A 22,527-nucleotide genomic window follows, 5' to 3' on the forward strand; every position below is an offset into this window, starting at 1 on the left:
GGTATGGGGTGGGAAACGGAGCGGCTTGGGTGGTGCGGAAGGCCGTCTGAAAAGGGGTATTCCGCGTTTCAGACGGCCTGTGTTCCATCGGGCTTAAACGGCGGAATCGGAACGCTCGCCGGTGCGGATGCGGATGGCTTCTTCCACCGGGAAGATAAAGATTTTGCCGTCGCCGATTTTGCCGGAACGGGCGGTTTCGATGATGACGTCCACCGCCTGATCGACTTGGTCGTCGCGCAAAACCAGCTCCATTTTGATTTTCGGCAGGAAATCGACGGCGTATTCCGCACCGCGATAGACTTCGGTGTGGCCTTTCTGTCGGCCGAAACCTTTGACTTCGGTAACCGTCATGCCGGTGATGCCGATGTCGGTGAGTGCCTCGCGCACGTCGTCGAGTTTGAAGGGTTTGATGATGGCTTCGATTTTTTTCACGGCTTGGCTCCTGTGTGCTTGATTTGGCAGGGCGGGAAATTATCACAATCCGCCGCAACACTCAATCGGGCAGGGCGGGCGGCCGTCTGAAAAAGGCGGACGGATGCGCTTCTTCGGCGTATAATCCGCCCTCTTTCCCAACCGCATTTGAGAGCTGAATCATGTCTGTTGTTTTGCCCTTGCGCGGCGTTACCGCCCTTTCCGATTTCCGTGTTGAAAAACTCTTGCAAAAAGCAGCCGCACTCGGTCTGCCCGAAGTGAAACTGAAAAGCGAATTTTGGTATTTTGTCGGCAGCGAGAAAGCACTGGATGCCGCAACTGTCGAAAAACTGCAAGCCTTGTTGGCGGCGCAAAGCGTTGAACAAACGCCCGAAGCGCGCGAGGGCTTGCATTTATTTTTGGTAACGCCCCGTTTGGGTACGATTTCGCCGTGGGCTTCCAAGGCGACCAATATCGCGGAAAATTGCGGTTTGGAAGGCATAGAGCGCATCGAACGCGGCATGGCGGTGTGGCTGGAAGGTCGTCTGAACGACGATGAGAAACAACAATGGGCGGCTTTGCTGCACGACCGCATGACCGAATCCGTGCTACCCGATTTTCAGACGGCCTCCAAATTATTCCTCCATCTCGAATCCGAAACCTTCTCTACCGTCGATGTTTTGGGCGGCGGTAAAGAGGCTTTGGTCAAAGCCAATACCGAAATGGGTTTGGCACTCTCCGCCGATGAAATCGATTATCTGGTTGAAAACTATCAGGCTTTGCAGCGCAATCCGTCCGATGTGGAGCTGATGATGTTCGCACAGGCAAACAGCGAACACTGCCGCCACAAAATCTTCAACGCCGATTTCATCCTCAACGGCGAAAAACAGCCGAAATCCCTCTTCGGTATGATTCGCGACACGCACAACGCGCATCCCGAAGGCACGGTCGTTGCCTATAAAGACAATTCGTCCGTGATCGAAGGCGCGAAAATCGAGCGTTTCTATCCGAATGCGGCGGAAAACCAAGGCTACCGTTTCCACGAGGAAGACACGCATATCATCATGAAAGTGGAAACGCACAACCACCCGACCGCCATCGCGCCGTTTGCGGGCGCGGCAACAGGTGCGGGCGGCGAAATCCGCGACGAAGGCGCGACGGGCAAAGGTTCGCGCCCGAAAGCAGGCTTGACCGGCTTTACCGTCTCCAACCTCAACATCCCCGACCTCAAACAGCCGTGGGAACAAGATTACGGCAAGCCGGAACACATTTCCTCGCCGCTGGACATCATGATCGAAGGCCCCATCGGCGGCGCAGCGTTCAACAACGAATTCGGCCGCCCGAACCTCTTGGGCTACTTCCGCACTTTTGAAGAGAAGTTTGACGGTCAGGTTCGCGGCTACCACAAACCGATTATGATCGCTGGTGGCTTGGGCAGCATTCAGGCGCAGCAGACGCATAAAGACGAAATCCCCGAAGGCGCGTTGCTGATTCAACTGGGCGGCCCGGGCATGCTTATCGGCTTGGGCGGCGGCGCGGCTTCTTCGATGGATACCGGCACAAACGACGCGTCTTTAGACTTTAACTCCGTGCAACGCGGCAACCCCGAAATCGAACGCCGCGCGCAGGAAGTGATCGACCGCTGCTGGCAGCTTGGCGACAAAAACCCGATTATCTCCATCCACGACGTCGGCGCAGGCGGCCTGTCCAACGCCTTCCCCGAATTGGTCAACGATGCCGGACGTGGCGCGGTATTCAAACTGCGCGAAGTGCCGCTGGAAGAACACGGTCTCAACCCGCTGCAAATCTGGTGTAACGAATCGCAAGAGCGTTATGTGTTGTCGATTTTGGAAAAAGATTTGGACACCTTCCGCGCCATCTGCGAACGCGAACGCTGCCCGTTTGCCGTGGTCGGCACGGCGACTGACGACGGACATTTGAAAGTGCGCGACGATTTGTTCTCCAACAATCCCGTCGATTTGCCATTGAATGTTTTGCTCGGCAAACCGCCCAAAACCACGCGCAGCGACAAAACCGTGAGGTCGTCTGAAAAACCGTTTAACGCGGGCAATATCGACATCACCGAAGCCGCCTACCGCATTTTGCGCCTGCCTACCGTAGCCGCTAAAAACTTCCTGATTACCATCGGCGACCGCAGCGTCGGCGGCATGACCCACCGCGACCAAATGGTCGGCAAATACCAAACCCCTGTAGCCGATTGCGCCGTTACCATGATGGGCTTCAACACCTATCGCGGCGAAGCAATGTCTATGGGCGAAAAACCGACCGTCGCCCTGTTTGACGCGCCCGCCTCGGGCAGAATGTGTGTCGGCGAAGCCATCACCAACATCGCGGCGGTCAACATCGGCGACATCGGCAACATCAAGCTTTCCGCCAACTGGATGGCGGCGTGCGGCAATGAAGGCGAAGACGAAAAACTCTACCGCACCGTCGAAGCCGTCTCCCAAGCCTGTCAGGCACTGGATTTGAGCATTCCCGTGGGCAAAGACAGCCTGTCGATGAAAACCGTATGGCAGGATGGCGAAGAGAAAAAATCCGTCGTTTCGCCGTTGAGCCTGATTATCTCCGCGTTCGCGCCAGTTCAAGACGTGCGCAAAACCGTTACGCCCGAATTGAAAAACGTCGAAGACAGCGTATTGCTGTTTGTCGATTTGGGCTTCGGCAAAGCGCGCATGGGCGGCTCCGCGTTCGGTCAGGTGTACAACAACATGAGCGGCGACGCGCCCGATTTGGACGATACAGGCCGTCTGAAAGCGTTTTACAACGTGATTCAACAGCTTGTCGCCGAAGACAAACTCTTGGCGTATCACGACCGCAGCGACGGCGGCTTGTTTGCGACGCTGGCGGAAATGGCGTTTGCGGGGCGTTGCGGATTGAATGTGGATTTGACTTCACTGGTTGCCAACCAAGCCGACGTCAACGAAGCCAGCATCCGCGCATTGTTCAATGAAGAACTGGGCGCAGTGATTCAAATCGCCAAACGAGATGTCGCGGCAGCAGAAGCCTTGTTCAAAGCGGCAGCGCTGCCCTTGCATACCGTTGCCACCATCGATTCTGACGAAAAAATCGTTATCCGCAATCAGGCAGGCATCGTGTTGGAACAAACCCGCGCCGACCTGCAACGCGCATGGCAGGAAACCAGTCACGCCATTCAGAAACTGCGCGACAACCCTGCCTGCGCAGACAGCGAGTTCGCCCTGATTGGCGACAACGACCGCAGCGCATTGTTTGCCGACGTGAAGTTTGATGTAAACGAAGACATCGCCGCGCCTTTCGTCAACAGCGGCGCGAAACCTAAAATCGCCATCCTGCGCGAACAGGGCGTGAACGGGCAAATCGAAATGGCCGCCGCCTTCACACGCGCCGGATTCGATGCCTACGACGTGCATATGTCCGACCTGATGGCAGGCCGCGTCCACCTTGCCGACTTCAAAATGCTGGCGGCGTGCGGCGGCTTCAGCTACGGCGACGTACTCGGCGCGGGCGAAGGCTGGGCGAAATCCATCCTGTTCCACCCCGCCTTGCGCGACCAGTTCGCCGCCTTCTTTACTGACCCGGACACGCTGACATTGGGCGTGTGCAACGGCTGCCAAATGGTCAGCAACCTCGCCGAAATCATCCCCGGCACGGCAGGCTGGCCGAAGTTCAAACGCAACCTGAGCGAACAGTTCGAAGCGCGCCTGAGCATGGTTCACGTCCCCAAATCAGCCTCCCTGATTCTGAACGAAATGCAAGGCTCCAGCCTGCCCGTCGTCGTCAGCCATGGCGAAGGCCGCGCCGACTTCGCGCTTCACGGCGGTAAAATTTCAGACGGCCTCGGCATCGCGCTGCAATACGTCGACGGACAAAACCAAGTTACCCAAACCTACCCGCTCAATCCCAACGGCTCGCCGCAGGGCATCGCTGGCGTAACCAACGCCGACGGCCGCGTCACCATCATGATGCCCCACCCCGAACGCGTGTACCGTGCCGCGCAAATGAGCTGGAAACCGGAAGACTGGACGGAACTGTCCGGCTGGTACCGCCTCTTCGCCGGAGCAAGGAAGGCTTTGGGTTAAATTGTATCCTGATTGGCTGATTTGAAAGAAAAAGGCCGTCTGAAAACAGGTATATCGGACTTCGCTCCAACCTGTTTCAGACGGCCTTTACGTTTATGCGTATGTTGCCGAATATAAAAATAACTGACCGCCGTCATTCCCGCGCAGGCGGGAATCCAAACCTCTGCATTTCAGAAATATTTAAAGATTTCTGTAAATCCAAACCTCCGGATTCCTGCCTGCGTGGGAATGACGGTTGGCGGTATGACGCATTATCTTAATAATCGGTTTTACAGATAACCGGCCAGGGCGGGCAGGAAACATTCCACCAAGCCTAGTGTTTCGTTTTGTCTTTGGAAAAACGAACGGCGGGCCAATTGCGCATTTTGCACCGATGGGAGCGGGATGCCTTCGAGGGCTGCAAATTCCAGCGGCGAACGCTGCCAGTCCGCACTTTCGGCAAACAGGCGTTCGCCCAACGGGCGGCTGCCGCAGTCGAGCATCTGCCGCCAATAGCCGGACGACGGCAGGCACTGGCTGCGTGCCCAGACGACGGGTTCGCCATTGAGGCAGAGTTCGACGTCGCGGCAGAAGTATGATTTGCCCGGTCCGCCGCCGTCGAGCAGGAGGCTGCCGTCCGCCGAGCCCAGATGCAGCAGGCGGACGGAAAATTCACAGGGTAGGGCGCGCAAGGCGGCGGTCAGCGACGGGCTTTGCAACAGGCCGGCCAGTTTTTCAGACGGCCTGAGGATGGCGGGCAGGCGGGTTTGCCAAAGCGGGGCGGAAGGGTTCATGCGGAAGGTCATTTGTGTTGGTAAAAATGGCTGGCGAAATAGACCTGCGAACCTTCGCGCAGCAGCACCAGGCAGATGGCGGCCAGCGGCAGGCCGATCAGCATGCCGATAAAGCCCATCAGTTGGCCGAACGCCATTAAAGAGAAAATCACCCAAAACGGCGACAGGCCGATGCGGTCGCCGACGATTTTCGGCGTAACGAGGAAGCTTTCCAGCAGTTGGCCGACGACAAATACCAGCCATACCCATATCAGCCCCTGCCACGAGCCGAATTGGAGCAGGGCGGCGATGGTGGCCAGCAGCAGGCCGGTGAACGCGCCCAAATAGGGAATGAAGACCAAAAGGCCGGCAATCATGCCGATGGCGAAGCCCGAGTCGAGGCCGGTCAGCATCAGGCCGACGCCGTATACCACGCCCATAATCAGCATCACCATCAGCTGCCCGCGCAAAAATTCGCCCAATACTTCGTCGATTTCGCCGCCGATACGGGTGTAGGCATCGATAAAGCGGCGCGGCATCAGGGCGCGTATGCCGTGCGACCAACGCTGCCAGTCGTATAGGAAGTAATACAGGAGCAGCGGTAGGAGGGCGAAGTTGCTCAAGCCGGAAGCCAGCGCGCCGCCTTGTTCCATCAGAGTTGGGGCGATTTTCGACGCGGTGTTTTGCAGCGTGCCGGTGTGGCTTTGCAGCCAGTTCAGCAGGGTTTCCTTATTCAGCGGGATATGCGTGCCGAAATGGCTGTTAAACCAAGGCAATGCTTTGTTTTGAACGAAGTCAATCAGCTGCGGCAGACGGTTGGTCAGGTTTTGAAACTGTGTCAGCAGCATCGGTATCAGAATCAGCAGCAATGCCAACAGTATGAGCAGGGCGAACATCATCACCAACATCGATGCAGGGGCGCGCGATACCCCTTTGTCGCGCAGCTTTTCCACCAGCGGATTGAGGATGTAGGCCAAAACGGCAGCGACGATAAACGGGGTCAGAATATCGCGCAATGCCAGCACCAGCCAGCTTGCGACGATAAAAAATACCGCGCAGGGCAGCCAGGGCGACAGACCGCGTTTTTTCTTTGTATACATGATGGATTAACCTAAAAGGAAAATAAAGTCGCGAAGCATAACACGGAGAAGCACGGGCTGCATCCTTCAGGCCGTCTGAAAACTTTTTACGTCGTATAAAACCGCTGCCAAGCCCGACAAAACAGGCGGAATAGGGTAAAATGCCGCCGATTTTTCCCAACCTTGTTTACAAAACCGAGAAAGCCGACAAAATGAGCGAATCCTTAAGCTACCGCGACGCTGGCGTGGACATCGACGCAGGCGACCAACTGGTCGAAAACATCAAACCTTTTGCCAAACGCACCATGCGTCCCGAAGTGTTGGGTGATTTGGGCGGCTTCGGCGCATTGGTCGAAATCAGCAAAAAATACAAAAATCCCGTGCTCGTCAGCGGCACCGACGGCGTGGGCACCAAGCTCAAACTCGCCTTCGATTGGGATAAACACAACACCGTCGGCATCGACCTCGTCGCTATGAGCGTCAACGACATTTTGGTTCAAGGCGCGGAGCCTCTGTTTTTCCTCGACTATTTTGCCTGTGGCAAACTCGACGTCGCCCGCGCTACCGACGTGATTAAAGGCATTGTCCAAGGCTGCGAAGAATCCGGCTGCGCCCTCATCGGCGGCGAAACCGCCGAAATGCCCGGCATGTATCCCGAAGGCGAATACGATTTGGCGGGCTTCGCCGTCGGTGTGGTCGAAAAAGAGCGCGTCATCAACGGCCGCAGCATCAAAGCGGGCGACATCGTATTGGGTCTGGCTTCCAACGGCGCGCATTCCAACGGCTACTCCCTCGTCCGCAAAATCATCGCCCGCGACAATCCCGATTTGGACGCCGAGTTCGACAACGGCAAAACCCTGCGTGAAGCCATCATCGCCCCGACCCGTCTGTATGTGAAACCCATTCTCGCCGCCTTGGCAAAATTCACCGTCAAAGGCATGGCGCATATTACCGGCGGCGGCATCACCGAAAACGTACCGCGCATCCTGCCTGAAAACACCGTCGCCCAAATCGACGCCGAAGCATGGGAATTGCCCAAGCTGTTCCAATGGCTGCAACAGGCAGGCAATGTGGAAACTCAAGAAATGTACCGCACCTTCAACTGCGGCATCGGCATGGTGGTTGTGATTGCCGAAGAAGATGCCGACGCGGTGCAGGCATTCTTAACCGAACAAGGCGAAACCGTTTACCGTTTGGGCGTTATCCGCGAACGCAGCGGCGACGAACACCAAACCCAAGTTGTCTGACACCACACGGAGGCCATCTGAAAACGCCGATGCAGGCATTTTAGACGGCCTTTTTCCCGTATGCACGCCATGTTAGAATCGTGCATTTGCAAATCTTCGCAGGCCGTCTGAACCGGCAGCGTTTTCAGACGGCCTGCATCCCAAACCCTTCAGGAGAAAACAGCATGGATGATTTAATCAAAGAAGCCGCACTGCGCTTTCACGAATACCCCAATCCCGGCAAAATCCAAGTCGCGCCCACCAAGCCGCTGGGCACTCAATACGACTTATCGCTGGCCTATTCGCCGGGCGTGGCCGCACCGTGCATGGAAATCCACGCCGATCCGCTGAACGCCTACAAATACACCGCCAAAGGCAATCTCGTGGCCGTCATTTCCAACGGTACCGCGGTTTTGGGTTTGGGTAACATCGGCGCATTGGCGGGCAAACCCGTGATGGAAGGCAAGGGTGTATTGTTCAAAAAATTTGCCAACATTGACGTATTCGACATCGAAATCAACGAAACCGATCCCGACAAACTGGTTGAAATCATCGCATCGCTGGAACCCACCTTCGGTGGCATCAATCTCGAAGACATCAAAGCACCCGAGTGTTTTTATATTGAGAAAAAATTGCGCGAACGCTGCAACATCCCCGTTTTCCACGACGACCAACACGGTACGGCCATCATCACCGCCGCCGCCGTATTGAACGCCCTGCGCGTGGTGGGCAAGGATATCGGCCAAGTCAAACTCGTCTGCTCCGGCGCGGGTGCGGCCGCCATCGCCTGCCTGGACTTGCTGGTTGCTTTGGGCATGAAGCGCGAAAACATCACCGTTTGCGACTCCAAAGGCGTGATTTACCAAACCCGCGAAGACCGTGGGCGCATGGACGAAAGCAAGGTGCGCTACGCCATCGCCGATAACGGCCAGCGCGTATTGGCCGACGCGGTAAACGGCAAAGACATCTTCTTGGGACTCTCCGGCCCCAATGTGTTGAGCCCAGAAATGCTGAAAACCATGGCCGCCAGCCCCATCGTGTTGGCGCTGGCCAACCCGCAGCCTGAAATTTGGCCGCCCGAAGCCAAAGAAGCCCGCCCCGACGTGATTATCGGCACCGGCCGTTCCGACTTCCCGAACCAGGTAAACAACGTCTTGTGCTTCCCGTTCATCTTCCGCGGCGCGCTGGATGTGGGCGCGACCACCATCAACGAAGAAATGAAACTGGCCTGCGTACGCGCGATTGCCGATTTGGCAATGGCCGAATCCAGCGCGGAGGTGGCCGGCGCATACGGCGATGCGGAATTGACTTTCGGTCCGGAATACCTGATTCCCAAACCGTTCGACCCGCGCCTGATTGCCCGCATCGCCCCGGCGGTCGCCAAAGCCGCGATGGACTCCGGCGTGGCCACCCGTCCGATTGTCGACTTGGAAGCCTATGCGGAAAAACTGACCGAGTTTGTTTACAAAACCAGCCTGTTCATGCGTCCGGTGTTCAACCAAGCGCGCAAAGACATCAAGCGCATCGTGCTGACCGAAGGCGAAGACGAACGCGTATTGCATGCCGCGCAACAAGTCGTGTCGCAGAAACTGGCCTTCCCGATTTTGGTGGGCGATGCCAAGCTCATCGAAGAACGCCTGCACAGCCAAGGCCTGACCATCCAGCCGGGCAAAGATTTCGAACTGATCGACATCAAAAACAGCCCCTATTACGAAGCAAGCTGGAAGGAATATTACAATCTGCGCAAACGGAGCGGCGTAACCGAAGAAATGGCCCGCCGCCGCTTGAAAGCCAATACCACGCTGGTGGGCGCGCTTCTGGTTCGCCTCGGTCATGCGGACGGCTTGGTGTGCGGTACGATGGGGCGTTTCCACGACCACTTTGCCGTGATGGAAGAAGTAATCGGCTATAACAATCCCGAAAAAGAAGCCTTCGCCATGAACGCGTTGATTTCCAACAAGGGCAATTTCTTCATCGCCGACACTTACATCAACGAAAACCCGACCGCCGAACAATTGGCCAACGGTACGTTAATGTGCGCCACCGAAATGAAACGCATCGGCCTGAAGCCGAAAGTCGCGCTGGTATCCAATTCCAACTACGGCAGCCATTGCAGCCCCGATGCCCGCAAAATGCAGCGTGCGTTGGAAATCATCCGCGAACTTGATCCGACTTTGGAAATCGACGGCGAAATGCAGGCCGATGTGGCTTTGGACGAAACCATGCGCAAGAGCATCTTCCCCGAAACCACATTGAGCGGCGCGGCCAACCTGCTGGTGATGCCGAATGTGGAAGCGGCCAACATCAGCTACAACCTGCTGCGCGTGAACGCCACCAACGGCATCACCGTCGGCCCCATCCTGATGGGCTTGAACAAACCGGTGCAAATTGTTACGCCGATTTCCACCGTCCGCCGCATCGTGAACATGATTGCATTGGCCGCTGTGGACGCGCAACGCCAATAAACGGTATGCGTTAAACGGAAAAGGCCGTCTGAAATTGCCGCAGTTGGTTTTCAGACGGCCTTTTTATGCCGATAAACGGTTTTTCAGACGGCCTCTGTTCCCAAACAGGCCGTCTGAAAAGTTTGAACGGCCCTATCGTAAGGCCTGCCTCCTGCGTCTTCCGATTGTTTTACGGTACAATGGCGGCTTTCCGTTTGGAGATGTTTCATGAACTGCCCCATCTGTACCGCCGACAATGAAGAAATCCTGTGGCGGAACGACAAGCTGCGGGTTATCGCCGTACACAACGAAGCCAACGCGCCTGCATTCTGCCGCGTCATTTGGCAAAACCATGTGGCGGAAATGACCGATTTGGATGCGGCCGAGCGCGCCGAACTGATGGAAACCGTTTATCGTGTGGAAAGCGCGATGCGGCAGGTGTTCAAGCCCGCCAAAATCAATCTGGCCAGCTTGGGCAACGTCGTACCGCACCTGCACTGGCACCTTATCGCCCGCTTTGCCGACGATGCCAATTTCCCCGCCCCGATTTGGGCGGCGGCGCAAAGGCCGTCCGCAACCGTGCTGCCTGCCGATTGGCCGCAGCAGGTAAGGGCGGTGTTGCAGAAAGAGGCCGTCTGAAAACACGGCACCTCCCGTTTTACGGCCAATCCCATTGAAGCGGCAGGGAAGCTTTCCCTTATCCGCCATGTATTCATACCATGCCGTCTGAAAGGATATACAAAGATGACTTGGCTCACATCCCGACGCAACCTGTTCCGCACCTCCGCCGCCGTGGCGGGCGCAGGCATACTCCAGGCCTGTAGCGGCACGCAGACCGTCCCCGTCAAACCGACCACACAGGCCGCACCGTCGCAGCCGAACCGAAAACAAACATCAGGAAACAACGTGTTACGCATTATCGCTTCTTCAGGCTTCGCCCCCGATCCCGCACGGGCGCAGACCGGCATTTCCCGCCTTCAGACGGCCGGATTCACCGTAAGCAATGAACAGGCGGTATTCCGCCGTTACCAGCGTTTTGCCGGCAGCGATGCCGAGCGGATTGCCGACGTTCAAGACGTAGCTTCCGGCCGCGTGCCCACGCCGAAAGTGCTGATGGGGATGCGCGGCGGCTATGGCGCGCACCGGCTGTTGCAGCACATCGATTTTGCCTCGTTGGGCGCGCGGATGCGCGAACACGGCACACTGTTTTTCGGCTTCAGCGATGTTTGCGCCCTACAACTGGCCTTGCTGGCACGGGGCAACTGGCTCAGTTTTGCTGGCCCCATGGTGTACAGCGAGTTCGGCAAACCCGTGCCGAGCGTCTACACCATGGATTCGTTCATCCAATGCACCACCTCTGGCAGTTACAGCGTCAGCGTGCCCTCCTTCCAAAGCCGCGACGTGAACTTGGAGGGCATCCTTTGGGGTGGCAACCTCAGCGTTTTGGCAGCATTGGCCGGCAGCCCCTACATGCCCGACATCTCCGGCGGCATCCTGTTTTTGGAAGACGTGGGCGAGCAGCCCTACCGCATCGAGCGCATGCTGCAAACCCTGCTGCTGGCCGGCATCCTGCAAAAACAGCAGGCCGTCATTCTCGGCGATTTCCGCATGGGCAACATCCGCGACGTATACGACAGCAGCTACGATTTGTCGGCCGTTTCCGCCGCCATCAGCCGTGCGGCGCGGATTCCGGTGCTGACCGGCTTCCCGTTCGGCCACATCAGCAACAAAACCACCTTCCCGTTGGGCGCGCAGGCCAAAGTCCGCGGCAACGGCAACGGCGGCTACACCGTTACCTTCAGCGGCTATCCGACGCTGGACAAATCCGGCCTCTATCTCGACAGCCTCCTTCCGCAGCCGGACTTTATCGAAGGAATCGTAACGGCAACGCCGGAAGACAAAACTGATTTGGAATAGCGGCCGCCTTTTCAGACGGCCTCTGCCGCATCTGCTAAAATCCGCCCCCGCCGTCCGCCGATTGGAGCAAACCCGCCATGCTGCAAATCTTCAACATTACCGCGCCGATTTTCTTCATCATCGGCTTGGGCTACGGCGCGGTGCGGTTTGGCGTATTCCGGTTTGAAGAACTGCGTGGCACGGCGAAATTTGTGATGAAGGTCGGCCTGCCCGCATTGGTGTTTTTTGCCATTGCCGCCAAACCGGTAAACGAAGTATTCAATGCGATCTACCTGGCAGGCTATGCGGCGGCGACACTGGCGGCTTTCTTTATCGGCTGGCTGTTCGGCAGACTGCGCGGCGGCGATTCGCGGCTGGCGGCACTGAGCGGCTTTTCCATGTCGTTTTCCAATACCGGCTTCATCGGCTACCCGCTGCTGTCTATGGTCATCGGGGATGCGGCGAGCGGCTATTTCGCCATGAACGTGCTGGTGGAAAACATGTTGCTGATTCCGCTGTTTTTCATCTTGGCGGATTCGGCGGGCGGCGATGGAGGCCGTCTGAAAAACCTCGCGGCAGTATTGAAGAACCTGCTGAAAAACCCGATTATCCTCGCACAGTTTGCGGCCGTGCCGTTCGCCTTCGGCTGGCTGCCCCTGCCGGCCGCGCTGCTGAAAACCGCCGGGGTACTGTCTGCTGGTTCGGGGCCGGTGGCCTTGTTCGTGATTGGCGGCAGCTTGGTCGGCCTGCGTTTGGGCGGCAGATTGGCCGATATTTTCCTGCTGACGGCGGGCAAGCTGTTGTTGTTCCCGCTGCTGGTCGTCGGCCTGCTGCTGTTGTTCGGCGCACCGCGCGACATGCTTTTTGCGGGTGCATTGCTGGCTTGCGTGCCCATGGCCAGCATGGTGGCCATCATCCATGCCCAATACGGCCACGAACAGAGGGGCGCGGCGATTATGCTGCTGACCACGGTATTATCGTTTGCCAGCATCTCGCTGGTTTTGCTGTTCGGCCACTGAACACACATCGAAAGAAAGAAGGAAACCGACATGAAACACCCGCTGCCCGATGAAATCCGCGTCCGTTCAGGCCGAGCCGCTTTGGGGTTGGTATACGGCGGCGAAACCTTCGACCTGCCGGCCGAGTTTTTGCGCGTCTATTCGCCCAGCGCGCAAGTGCGCGGCCACGGCCCCGGACAGGAAGTGTTGCAAACCGGTAAAAAAGACGTGCTGATCAACGATATCGAACCTGTCGGGCAATACGCCTTGAAAATCGTGTTTTCAGACGGCCACGACAGCGGCTTGTACGATTGGGGCTATTTGCATACACTGGCACACGATTACGACGCGCTGTGGGCGGATTACCTGCGCCGCATCGAACTGGCGGGCGCATCGCGCCTTCCGTCTGCCGACGATTCGCAAGCCGGACAGAAATCCGGCCATGCCTGCGGCAGCGGCGGTTGCGGCGGGCGGCATTGAGGAAGAGGCCGTCTGAAAACATGGAACTGCAATTTTTAGGCACCGGCGCGGGTTCGCCGTCGAAAGCGCGCAACGTTACCTGTACCGCCTTGAAAACAGGTGGGAAAAGTAACGAAGTCTGGCTATTTGACTGCGGCGAGGCCACGCAGCACCAAATCCTGCGTACCAACATCCGGCCGGGCAAAATCAGGCGGATTTTCATCACGCACCTGCACGGCGACCACATCTTCGGCCTGCCCGGCCTGCTCAGCAGCCGCTCGTTTTTGGGCGGGGCGGACGAACCGTTGTTTCTGTACGGCCCCGCAGGTATCCGCCGTTTTGTCGAAAGCGCGCTGGAAGTTTCGCAAATGCAGTTGAGCTATCCGATAAACTTCCATGAATTCGTTTCAGACGGCCTCATATTAGACGACGGGGAATTTACCGTCCGTGCTTTCGGACTGGCGCACAGCCTGCCGTCCTTCGCTTACCGCATCGAAGAAAAAGAACGCGCGGGCGGCTTGCAAATAGACCGTCTGCGCGAACTCGGCATCCCGTCCGGCCCGCTGCTCGGCCGTCTGAAAAACGGCGAAACCGTAACCTTGGACGACGGGCGGCTGATTGACGGCAAAGAATACCTTTCGCCGCCGCGGAAAGGGCGGATAATCGCCGTCTTTGGCGACACCAAGCCCTGTCCGTCCGCACCGGCGGCGGCCGAAGGGGCGGATGTCTTGGTGCACGAAGCGACTTTTGCCGCAGGAGACGAAGCAATGGCGGAAAAAGTTTTCCATTCCACCGTGTCCGATGCCGCAAACCTGGCCGCCGAAGCCGGGGTGAAACAACTCTACCTGACCCACATCAGCGCGCGTTATGCCGATGAGGAGCAACGGCTGATGTTGGAGCGGCAGGCGCAAAACATATTTCCCGCGTCGAAAGTGGTTGGCGATTTCGACGTATTCGATATTTGAATCCGCATTATTTTTAAAAGGCAGACAACATGAGCGACCATAAAACCCATTTCGGTTTCAGCACCGTAGATGAGAACGAAAAAGCCGGCAAAGTAGCCGAAGTGTTCCATTCGGTAGCGAAAAACTACGACATCATGAACGACGTGATGTCCGGCGGCCTGCACCGCGTTTGGAAACATTTCACCATCAACACCGCGCGCCTGAAAAAAGGCGACAAAGTGTTGGACATCGCGGGCGGTACGGGCGATTTGTCGCGTGGCTGGGCCAAGCGTGTGGGCAAAGAGGGCGAAGTTTGGCTGACCGACATCAATTCGTCGATGCTGACCGTCGGCCGAGACCGCCTGATCAACGAAGGCCTGATTCTGCCCGTGTCGCTGGCGGACGCGGAAAAACTGCCGTTCCCCGACAACTACTTCAATCTGGTTTCTGTCGCTTTCGGCCTGCGCAACATGACGCACAAGGATGCGGCATTGAAAGAGATGTACCGTGTGTTGAAGCCGGGCGGCACGCTGTTAGTATTGGAGTTTTCCAAAGTCTACAAACCGCTGGAAGGCGTGTACGACCTGTATTCGTTCAAGCTGCTGCCGGTTATGGGCAAACTGATTGCGAAAGACGCCGACAGCTATCAATATCTGGCCGAATCCATCCGTATGCACCCGGACCAGGAAACTTTGAAACAGATGATGCTGGAAGCGGGTTTCGACAGCGTGGACTATCACAATATGAGCGCGGGCATTGTGGCGTTGCACAAAGGCGTGAAGTTCTGATTACGCGGACATTTGAAAGGCCGTCTGAAAATATTTTTCAGACGGCCTTTTAGGTTTCAGACGGCCTCTTCCAGCAGTTCGGGCCGCTCGCGGTAGAGCGCGTCCAAGTCGGCCAATACGAGGTCCATAAAATAATCTTCATCCGCTCCGCCGATGATGATGTCGCTGGCTTCGTCAAACACATCCTCGCCGAATTGTTCTTCGATTTCAAATAGTTTCTCCATGCGCCGTTCGCGGTCCAAGGGATAATCCCCGCCGAAATAGGCTATGGCGGAATGCAGGGCGGCATAGGTTTTCGGCAGTTTCAAACGCTGAAGGCCGTCCAATGCCGACAAGGCGAACTCGCCCGAACTGTTGAAAAAGAACTGGCTGAGCGAGCCGTTGTTGCATTCGGCTTCCAGCCACCAAAGGGCAACGGCCTGCTGCTCTTGCGGCAGCAGGCGGGCGATGCCGTCGGCGAAATTGTCTTCCGCCTATTCCCAGCGTTTTTCCAGCTTCGGCCAAACGGCTTCGTACAAACGATTCATTCCGGTTTCTGCGGTTTACAGGCCGAGCTGCTGTTCCAATTGATCCACCAGTTTGTCGTCCAGATTCAGAGCCTGCGCCAGTTGGGCAAGGAAGACGATTTCTTTGCGTTCCAAATCGCCGCACACCATGCGCGCGGCCAGATAGGTTTCTGCGGCAAGTGCCTGATTGCCGCCGACTGCTTGGGCGATTTCGCCAACGGTGGCCGGGCGGGCGTATTCTGCTGCGAGCCATTGCTGCGCTTGTGCATCGGCACTGCTTTCTTTGGCTATCATTTGTTTTTCAGCCTCGTCAATCAGGCCGTCTGAAGAGGCGGCGGCAATCATGGTGCGCAGGATGATGCGGCTGTGGTCTTCGGCGATTTGTCCGACGGGTGCGAACGCGCTTTGCGGTTGGGCTTGTGTCTGATTGCCCTGCCAGTTTTGGTAGGCTTTGTAGGCGAGCATGCCCAGTGCGGCCATCGAACCGGCTTTCACCAGCGAGCCGCCGCCTTTCTTTTTCAGCAGCATGGAGGCCAGGCTGCCGACGAGCGCGCCGCCGCCGAAGGAGTTCAACGGGTTGCCGTTTTTGCCGGACAGTGCGCTGTTGCCGGTTTTTTGTACAGTATCCAAAACTTGATTGAGCAGATTATTGAAATTCATGGAGTTTCCTTTCTTAAAGAGAATGAGGCGGTGGATTTATTTTTTCAGACGGCCTGTCCGTCTGCCCAGCAGGAAGCCGGCGGCACAGGCCAAAAGTGCGGCTGTCGCGCCGCCGCCCATCAGCCAGTTTCGCTGTGCGGACAGTACGGGGTTGTCGAGCATATTGACGGAGTAGTGGAAGCCGGCGATGAGCCACCGGCCGTTTTGGCGGACGATGGTCGCGCTCCATTGCGGCTTGACTTCCCATGTTTCGCCGCCGGCCAGTTCGTAGCGGTCGTTGCTGTGGCCGAAGGCGAAGGCGGTGTTGCCGTCGTCGTAAAGGTGGGAGAGTTTGTCGGCTTCAAATTGGGCGGTGATGGTTTTGACGACGGGTTGGCTGCCGCCGAGCATTTTTTCGTAGTAGCCGCGCACTTGTTCTTTGCCGATGATGCGGTCGCCGTTCATGGTGGTGAAGACGACGTCGTCGGTCAGCCCGTCCAAAAGGGCATCCAAATCGCGATTATTCAGGGCGGTTTGCATGTGGTCGCGCAGTTGGCGGAGTTCCTGATGCAGGGCTTCTTCGCTGAGTCGGATATCCGTGGTTTCGGGTAGCGGAGCTTCCTGTTTCGACGCGGAAGTCGGGGTGTTTTCGGGTGTGAGTTCTATAGCGGGGTAGGCTTGAAGCGGGGCGGCGGCGAGCAAGAGGGTGAGCGGGATGGTGTGCAATAATTTTTTCATCGGGGTTCCTTATCGGTTTGATTTCAGACGGCCTGAAAGCCTTGTTATTCGGGAAGGTCGGCAAATTTAGGCCATTCGTTTTCAATATACTCGGCCACGGCCTGCATGTCGCTTCCGGATGCTTCGTAATATTCGCCGTCGAGTTCTTCAAAGATGCCGTAGCGGCGGCGGATGTCTTCCAGGCCGATTCCCTGTCCGGCCAATTCTTCGATTTCCGCGCCGTAGCGTTGATAAAGCGTTTTGGCTTGGTCGAGGATTTTCGGCGTGGGTTTGATTTTCCAGCGGCGAAGGCTGTCGGCCAGCGGGTTGGCGAAGACGTAGTCGCCGTAGCCTGTGGCAATCAGTTGCAGAAAGCCGCCTTCCTGCACTTGGCTGTCGAGGAAGACGTAGGCCATGAGGGTGTGTTGTTCGTCGGTCAGCTTTTCGCCTGCGTCTTCGCCGTGCCGTTCGAGATAGGCGAAGCAGCGGTCGGCCAGGGTGTAGACGAATTGTTCGTCAGATTCGGATTCGTTGCGCGGTATGGGGTTCATGGTTTTTCTTGGTTAAAGTGTTTCAGACGGCCTTTTTCTGCCGTCGGAAGGGTTAGCTTGTGGGGAAATGCGGTTTCAGACGGCCTGATGTGTATGGAGGCCGTCTGAAAGCGTTGGTTTATGCCTGCGGTTTCGCTGCCCCGTTTGGATTTTCCTCCATCCTCTATATTTCGATGCGGCCGGGTGTGAAGGTTTCCCATTTGTTGCAGGCGGGGCAGTGCCAGAAGAAAACCTGCGATTTAAAGTGGCAGTTGCGGCAGCGGTACATCCAGCTTTTTTGCAGTTGGCGGCCGACAACACCGCGTATCATGTCGGCATCCGCCTTCCATACGGGGTTCAGGCCGCTGATTTGCACGCCCAGCAGGCGGTAAACGCCGTTGAGGTCGGGCTTGGCGCGCACCAGTTCGGCAATGGTTTCGTTGGCTTTTTGTTCGCCGTGAAGCAGCAGGGATTTTTCGTAAATGACGTTCAACAGGTCGAGCTGCGGGAAGGTCTGCATATAGCCGATCAGCACGGTCAGGCCTTCTTCCGGCTGTTTCAGGCCGTCGTAGGCGTCGTATAGGCGTTCGCCCACCATATTCAAATAGGCGTGGTTTTGCTTTTCGATGGCCGTATAGGCAGCCACGGCGGCGGCATAGTTGCCTTGTTTGAGTTCCAGGTCGCCCAAGATGATGTTGGCCCGGCAGCATTTCCCGTTGGCGGATAAGGCCGTCTGAATATGGCTGCGGGCGGTTTCGATGTCGGATTTGAACAGGGCAGCCTGTGCGATTTCGCAGTGGAATTGGGCGATTTCGAATTGGTAGGTCTGTTCGTCGTGGCTGAGCAGTTGCGCCGTTTCGACTGCTTTTTCCCAGTCGCGGTCCTGTTGGTAGATGTGGAGCAGGTGTTCGCGCGCGCCTTTGGCCATGTTGCCGTCTTGCAGGGAGAGGAAAATTTGTTCGGCGCGGTCGACCAGGCCCGCGCTTTGGTAGGTTTTCCCCAGCTCAAAGAGGGCGCGCTGTTTTTTGTCGCCGACGGTGTCGGGCAGTTCGCTCAGGGTTTTCAGCAGGCGGATGGCTTTGTCGTTTTCACCGCGCGAACGGTAGAGTTTTCCCAGGGTGAGGTTCAGGTCGTAAGACTGCGGCTGCAAATCGGCGACTTCCGCCAGCTCGTGTGCGGCTTTGCCTGTGTTGCGGTCCACCAAGGCTTCCAGGCTGGCGTAAAAACCGGTCGGGATGCTTTTGGCCTGCTTCAGTACGGTTTTCATGTCGATGCGGGCAGCAACCCAGCCCAAGGCGAAGCAGATAAAGGGCAGCAGGGCAATCAGCACCCACCATGCCGGAATATCGTTTTCCATGCTGGGTTAGTCTTTCTTGGCGGTTTCGGCGGTGGGGACGGGAGCCTGAGTCGGAGGCGGAACGGGGGCGGCGGTCGGGGCGGCGATGTCGGTGTTGTTCAGGCGGGCGGCCTTTTTCACTTCGGCACGCAGGCGGCTGTTTTCCGCACGCAGGCGCAGCAGGCGGCCGAACAGGGCGAAGATGCCGAACAGTGCGCCGATGACGAACATGCCGAACAGCAAGACGATGAGCGGCGCGTTCACGCTTTGTTCGGGCAGGTAGTTGAATTGCACGACCTGTCTGTTGATGACGGCCAACACTAGGAAAATCAGCAGGATAAATACTTTGATAATCAGGGAAACTGTTTTCATTGACGGCTCCGTAAGGATGTTTTCAGACGGCCTCCGCATCGGGCGGGGCTCGGTTAGGCGGACAAACAGCCGCTAGTGTAAACGATTTGGCCTGCGTTTGCATTTCGTTTGTTCGGCTGCGCGCTTCTTGCCAAACACGGACTTGAAGGCGTATCTTTACGTTTTTTCGAAATCCGGTTGAGAGTATCCATCATGAGCAGCCCCGTACCCGCCGTGTTCGGCAGCGTTTTCCACGCCCAAATGCCCGTTATCGCCTATAAAGAGGGCAAATGGCAGCCGACCGAATGGCAAACTTCCGCAGACCTCACCCTCGCGCCCGGCGCGCATGCCCTGCATTACGGCAGCGAATGCTTTGAAGGCTTGAAAGCCTTCCGTCAGGCAGACGGCAAAATCGTCTTGTTCCGCCCGACGGCAAACATCGCCCGTATGCAACAAAGCGCGGATATTTTGCACCTGCCGTACCCCGAAACCGAAGCCTATTTAAATGCCCTGATCGAATTGGTCAAACGCGCCGCCGATGAAATTCCCGATGCGCCTGCCGCGCTGTACCTGCGCCCGACGCTCATCGGAACCGACCCCGTTATCGGCAAAGCCGGTTCGCCGTCTGAAACCGCATTGCTCTATATCCTCGCTTCTCCGGTCGGCGATTATTTCAAAGCCGGTTCGCCCGTGAAAATTTTGGTTGAAACCGAACACATCCGTTGCGCACCGCACATGGGGCGCGTCAAATGCGGCGGCAACTACGCCTCCGCCATGCCTTGGGTGTTGAAGGCGAAAGCAGACTACGGCGCAAGCCAAGTCCTGTTCTGCCCGGATGGCGACGTACAGGAAACCGGCGCGTCCAACTTTATCCTGATTAAAGGCGATGAAATCATCACCAAACCGCTGACCGACGAATTCCTCCACGGCGTTACCCGCGATTCCGTGCTGACCGTCGCCAAAAACTTGGGCTACACCGTCAGCGAACGCAACTTCACCGTGGACGAACTCAAAGCTGCAGTCGAAGAGGGCGCAGAAGCGATTCTGACCGGTACAGCCGCCGTCATCTCGCCCGTTACTTCTTTCGTTATCGGCGGCAAAGAAATCGAAGTGAAGAGCCAGGAACGCGGCTATGCCCTGCGCAAAGCCTTAACCGACATCCAATACGGCTTGGCGGAGGACAAATACGGCTGGTTGGTCGAAGTGTGCCGCTAAAACGCCCGTCCATAATGGCAGGCCGTCTGAAAACCGTCCGTTGCGTTATAATCCGGCCTTTTTCAGACGGCCTTTCCGCGTCAAAATCCCCATGAAACTCAATCCACAGCAAATCGAAGCCGTCCGCTACCTCGGCGGGCCTCTGCTCGTGCTCGCCGGCGCCGGCAGCGGAAAAACCGGCGTGATTACGCAAAAAATCAAGCATTTGATTGTCAACGTCGGCTATTTGCCGCATACCGTCGCTGCGATTACCTTCACCAATAAAGCCGCCACGGAAATGCAGGAACGTGTCGCCAAAATGATGTCCAAATCGCAAACGCGCGGGCTGACGATTTGTACGTTCCACTCTTTAGGCATGAAGATTCTGCGCGAAGAGGCGAACCATATCGGTTACAAAAAAAACTTCTCCATCCTCGATTCCACCGACAGCGCGAAAATCATCGGCGAACTTTTGGGCGGCACGGGCAAAGAAGCCTTATTCAAAGCGCAGCATCAAATTTCCCTGTGGAAAAACGATTTGAAAACGCCCGAAGACGTGCTTCAGACGGCCTCCAACGCTTGGGAAGAACAAATCGCGCGCGTGTATGCAAGCTATCAGGAAACCCTGCAAAGCTATCAGGCGGTGGACTTCGACGACTTAATCCGCCTGCCCGCCGTGCTGTTGCAGCAGAACAGCGAAGTACGAAACAAATGGCAGCGGCGGCTGCGTTATCTGTTGGTTGACGAATGCCAGGACACCAACACCTGCCAATTTACGCTGATGAAGCTCTTGACCGGCGCGGAAGGCATGTTTACCGCCGTCGGCGACGACGACCAGTCCATCTACGCATGGCGCGGTGCGAACATGGAAAACCTGCGCAAAATGCAGGAAGACTATCCGCAAATGAAAGTCATCAAACTGGAGCAAAACTACCGCTCCACCGCGCGCATTCTCAAAATCGCCAACAAAGTGATTGAAAACAACCCCAAGCTGTTCACCAAAAAACTTTGGTCGCAGTTCGGCGAAGGCGAAATCGTCAAAGTCGTTGCCTGCCAAAACGAGCAACACGAAGCCGACTGGGTCGTCAGCCAAATCGTCAAACAGAAGCTGGTCGGCGGCGATAAAACCCAATACGCCGATTTCGCCGTGTTATACCGCGGCAACCATCAGGCGCGGATTTTTGAAGAAGCCTTGCGCAGTGCGCGCGTTCCCTACCAACTCTCCGGCGGGCAAAGCTTTTTCGACAAAGCCGAAATCAAAGACGTTTTGTCCTATTTGCGCCTGCTTGCCAACCCCAACGACGATCCCGCCTTCCTGCGCGCCGTAACCACGCCCAAACGCGGTATCGGCGACGTTACACTGGGCAAGCTCAACACCTACGCGCACGAACACGAATGCAGCCTGTATGAAGCCGCGCAAACCGAAGAAGCCCTTGCCTTACTGAACAATACCAACCGCCAACACCTACAAGCCTTTATGGATATGTTCGGCAGCTACCGCGCCAAAGCCGAAACCAGCGAAGCGGGCGAACTCATCAACAGCCTGCTCAAAGAAATCGACTACGAAAACCACCTGCTTGCCAGTGAAGAGGGTAAAGCTGGAGAAATCAAATGGCGCAACGTCAGCGACCTGACCGGTTGGCTAGAGCGCAAAGGCGAACAAGACGGCAAAAACATCATCGAACTTGCCCAAACCGTCGCCTTAATGACGCTTTTGGAAGGCAAAAGCGAAGAAGAAGTCGATGCCGTCAAACTCTCAACCCTGCACGCCTCCAAAGGCTTGGAATACCCCTACGTCTTCCTCGTCGGCTGCGAAGAGGGCATCCTGCCGCACAACGACAGCATCGAAGAAGACAACGTCGAAGAAGAACGCCGCCTGATGTACGTCGGCATTACCCGCGCCAAACGCCAGCTCACGCTGACCCACTGCGTCAAACGCAAAAAACAAGGCACATGGCAGTTCCCCGAACCCAGCCGATTCATAGACGAAATGCCGCAGGAAGACATCAAGATTTTAGGGCGCAAAGGCGGCGAGCCGATTGTGAGCAAGGAAGAGGGCAGAAGTCATCTGGCAGGAATGCTGGATATGTTGGCGGCGAAAGGCAGGAAAACATAAGCAGCGCGGCCGCTGAGGCGGTTTGCTGCTCGAAAATCCCCGGCTTTGCAGGAATATCATCC

20 protein-coding genes are annotated in these 22,527 nt (G+C 56.8%); 11 read left to right on the forward strand and 9 right to left on the reverse strand.

Annotated features, from left to right (window positions below; genetic code table 11):
• Positions 1-93 precede the first annotated feature (93 nt).
• Complete coding sequence (locus tag HMPREF3107_RS06565) at positions 94-432, reverse strand: P-II family nitrogen regulator (RefSeq protein WP_003771425.1); 339 nt, start codon at positions 430-432, stop codon at positions 94-96.
• 161 nt (positions 433-593) lie between these two features.
• Here HMPREF3107_RS06565 and purL point away from each other — a divergent pair, with 161 nt between their 5' ends.
• Positions 594-4,490, forward strand: a complete 3,897-nt coding sequence (gene purL, locus HMPREF3107_RS06570; RefSeq protein WP_070454407.1) for a phosphoribosylformylglycinamidine synthase — start codon at positions 594-596, stop codon at positions 4,488-4,490.
• 269 nt (positions 4,491-4,759) lie between these two features.
• On the opposite strand, the gene HMPREF3107_RS06575 is transcribed toward purL, so the two are convergent.
• Together HMPREF3107_RS06575 and HMPREF3107_RS06580 are read right to left on the reverse strand one after the other, a co-directional pair.
• Positions 4,760-5,263, reverse strand: a complete 504-nt coding sequence (locus HMPREF3107_RS06575) for a chorismate--pyruvate lyase family protein (RefSeq protein ID WP_070454409.1) — start codon at positions 5,261-5,263, stop codon at positions 4,760-4,762.
• 8 nt (positions 5,264-5,271) lie between these two features.
• On the reverse strand, positions 5,272-6,342 hold the full coding sequence (locus tag HMPREF3107_RS06580; protein ID WP_070454410.1) for an AI-2E family transporter: 1,071 nt from the start codon (positions 6,340-6,342) through the stop codon (positions 5,272-5,274).
• A gap of 191 nt (positions 6,343-6,533) precedes the next feature.
• Between HMPREF3107_RS06580 and purM the strand changes: the two genes are divergently transcribed.
• The 8 genes from purM to ubiE all read left to right on the forward strand — a co-directional run bounded on the left by purM (position 6,534) and on the right by ubiE (position 15,076).
• Complete coding sequence (gene purM, locus HMPREF3107_RS06585) at positions 6,534-7,568, forward strand: phosphoribosylformylglycinamidine cyclo-ligase (RefSeq protein WP_070454512.1); 1,035 nt, start codon at positions 6,534-6,536, stop codon at positions 7,566-7,568.
• A 164-nt stretch (positions 7,569-7,732) separates the two neighbouring features.
• Positions 7,733-10,012 (forward strand): NADP-dependent malic enzyme, encoded by a 2,280-nt coding sequence (locus HMPREF3107_RS06590; protein ID WP_070454412.1) that lies wholly within the window; start codon positions 7,733-7,735, stop codon positions 10,010-10,012.
• Positions 10,013-10,219: 207 nt separating this feature from the next.
• On the forward strand, positions 10,220-10,630 hold the full coding sequence (locus HMPREF3107_RS06595; RefSeq protein WP_070454414.1) for an HIT family protein: 411 nt from the start codon (positions 10,220-10,222) through the stop codon (positions 10,628-10,630).
• A gap of 105 nt (positions 10,631-10,735) precedes the next feature.
• Complete coding sequence (locus HMPREF3107_RS06600) at positions 10,736-11,908, forward strand: LD-carboxypeptidase (protein ID WP_070454416.1); 1,173 nt, start codon at positions 10,736-10,738, stop codon at positions 11,906-11,908.
• 77 nt (positions 11,909-11,985) lie between these two features.
• A complete protein-coding gene (locus HMPREF3107_RS06605) occupies positions 11,986-12,906 on the forward strand; it encodes an AEC family transporter (RefSeq protein WP_070454418.1) in 921 nt (306 codons plus the stop codon).
• 30 nt (positions 12,907-12,936) lie between these two features.
• On the forward strand, positions 12,937-13,365 hold the full coding sequence (locus HMPREF3107_RS06610; protein ID WP_070454420.1) for a gamma-butyrobetaine hydroxylase family protein: 429 nt from the start codon (positions 12,937-12,939) through the stop codon (positions 13,363-13,365).
• 20 nt (positions 13,366-13,385) lie between these two features.
• Complete coding sequence (gene rnz / locus HMPREF3107_RS06615; protein WP_070454422.1) at positions 13,386-14,309, forward strand: ribonuclease Z; 924 nt, start codon at positions 13,386-13,388, stop codon at positions 14,307-14,309.
• A 29-nt stretch (positions 14,310-14,338) separates the two neighbouring features.
• Positions 14,339-15,076: a bifunctional demethylmenaquinone methyltransferase/2-methoxy-6-polyprenyl-1,4-benzoquinol methylase UbiE gene (gene ubiE / locus HMPREF3107_RS06620; RefSeq protein WP_070454424.1), complete on the forward strand. Its 738-nt coding sequence runs from the start codon at positions 14,339-14,341 to the stop codon at positions 15,074-15,076.
• A gap of 56 nt (positions 15,077-15,132) precedes the next feature.
• On the opposite strand, the gene HMPREF3107_RS11505 is transcribed toward ubiE, so the two are convergent.
• From HMPREF3107_RS11505 to HMPREF3107_RS06650, 6 genes are all read right to left on the reverse strand, one after another.
• A complete protein-coding gene (locus HMPREF3107_RS11505) occupies positions 15,133-15,525 on the reverse strand; it encodes a DMP19 family protein (RefSeq protein ID WP_083284640.1) in 393 nt (130 codons plus the stop codon).
• A 93-nt stretch (positions 15,526-15,618) separates the two neighbouring features.
• The gene (locus HMPREF3107_RS06630; protein WP_070454428.1) at positions 15,619-16,242 is read right to left on the reverse strand and encodes a tellurite resistance TerB family protein; all 624 of its coding nucleotides are present in this window, start codon (positions 16,240-16,242) and stop codon (positions 15,619-15,621) included.
• Positions 16,243-16,278: 36 nt separating this feature from the next.
• Positions 16,279-16,959 (reverse strand): SgcJ/EcaC family oxidoreductase, encoded by a 681-nt coding sequence (locus HMPREF3107_RS06635; RefSeq protein ID WP_070454430.1) that lies wholly within the window; start codon positions 16,957-16,959, stop codon positions 16,279-16,281.
• Positions 16,960-17,003: 44 nt separating this feature from the next.
• The gene (locus HMPREF3107_RS06640; RefSeq protein WP_070454432.1) at positions 17,004-17,489 is read right to left on the reverse strand and encodes a DMP19 family protein; all 486 of its coding nucleotides are present in this window, start codon (positions 17,487-17,489) and stop codon (positions 17,004-17,006) included.
• Positions 17,490-17,652: 163 nt separating this feature from the next.
• The gene (gene lapB, locus HMPREF3107_RS06645; protein ID WP_070454434.1) at positions 17,653-18,825 is read right to left on the reverse strand and encodes a lipopolysaccharide assembly protein LapB; all 1,173 of its coding nucleotides are present in this window, start codon (positions 18,823-18,825) and stop codon (positions 17,653-17,655) included.
• A 6-nt stretch (positions 18,826-18,831) separates the two neighbouring features.
• Positions 18,832-19,176, reverse strand: a complete 345-nt coding sequence (locus HMPREF3107_RS06650) for a LapA family protein (RefSeq protein ID WP_070454436.1) — start codon at positions 19,174-19,176, stop codon at positions 18,832-18,834.
• A 192-nt stretch (positions 19,177-19,368) separates the two neighbouring features.
• On the opposite strand from HMPREF3107_RS06650, the gene ilvE reads away from it, so the two are divergent.
• Together ilvE and rep are read left to right on the forward strand one after the other, a co-directional pair.
• Complete coding sequence (gene ilvE, locus HMPREF3107_RS06655; protein ID WP_070454514.1) at positions 19,369-20,370, forward strand: branched-chain-amino-acid transaminase; 1,002 nt, start codon at positions 19,369-19,371, stop codon at positions 20,368-20,370.
• A gap of 91 nt (positions 20,371-20,461) precedes the next feature.
• Positions 20,462-22,465, forward strand: coding sequence for a DNA helicase Rep (gene rep / locus HMPREF3107_RS06660; protein ID WP_070454437.1), 2,004 nt, complete (start codon positions 20,462-20,464; stop codon positions 22,463-22,465).
• Positions 22,466-22,527: the final 62 nt, after the last annotated feature.

Source organism: Neisseria sp. HMSC31F04, from assembly GCF_001807735.1.
Classification (GTDB): Bacteria; Pseudomonadota; Gammaproteobacteria; order Burkholderiales; family Neisseriaceae; genus Neisseria; species Neisseria elongata.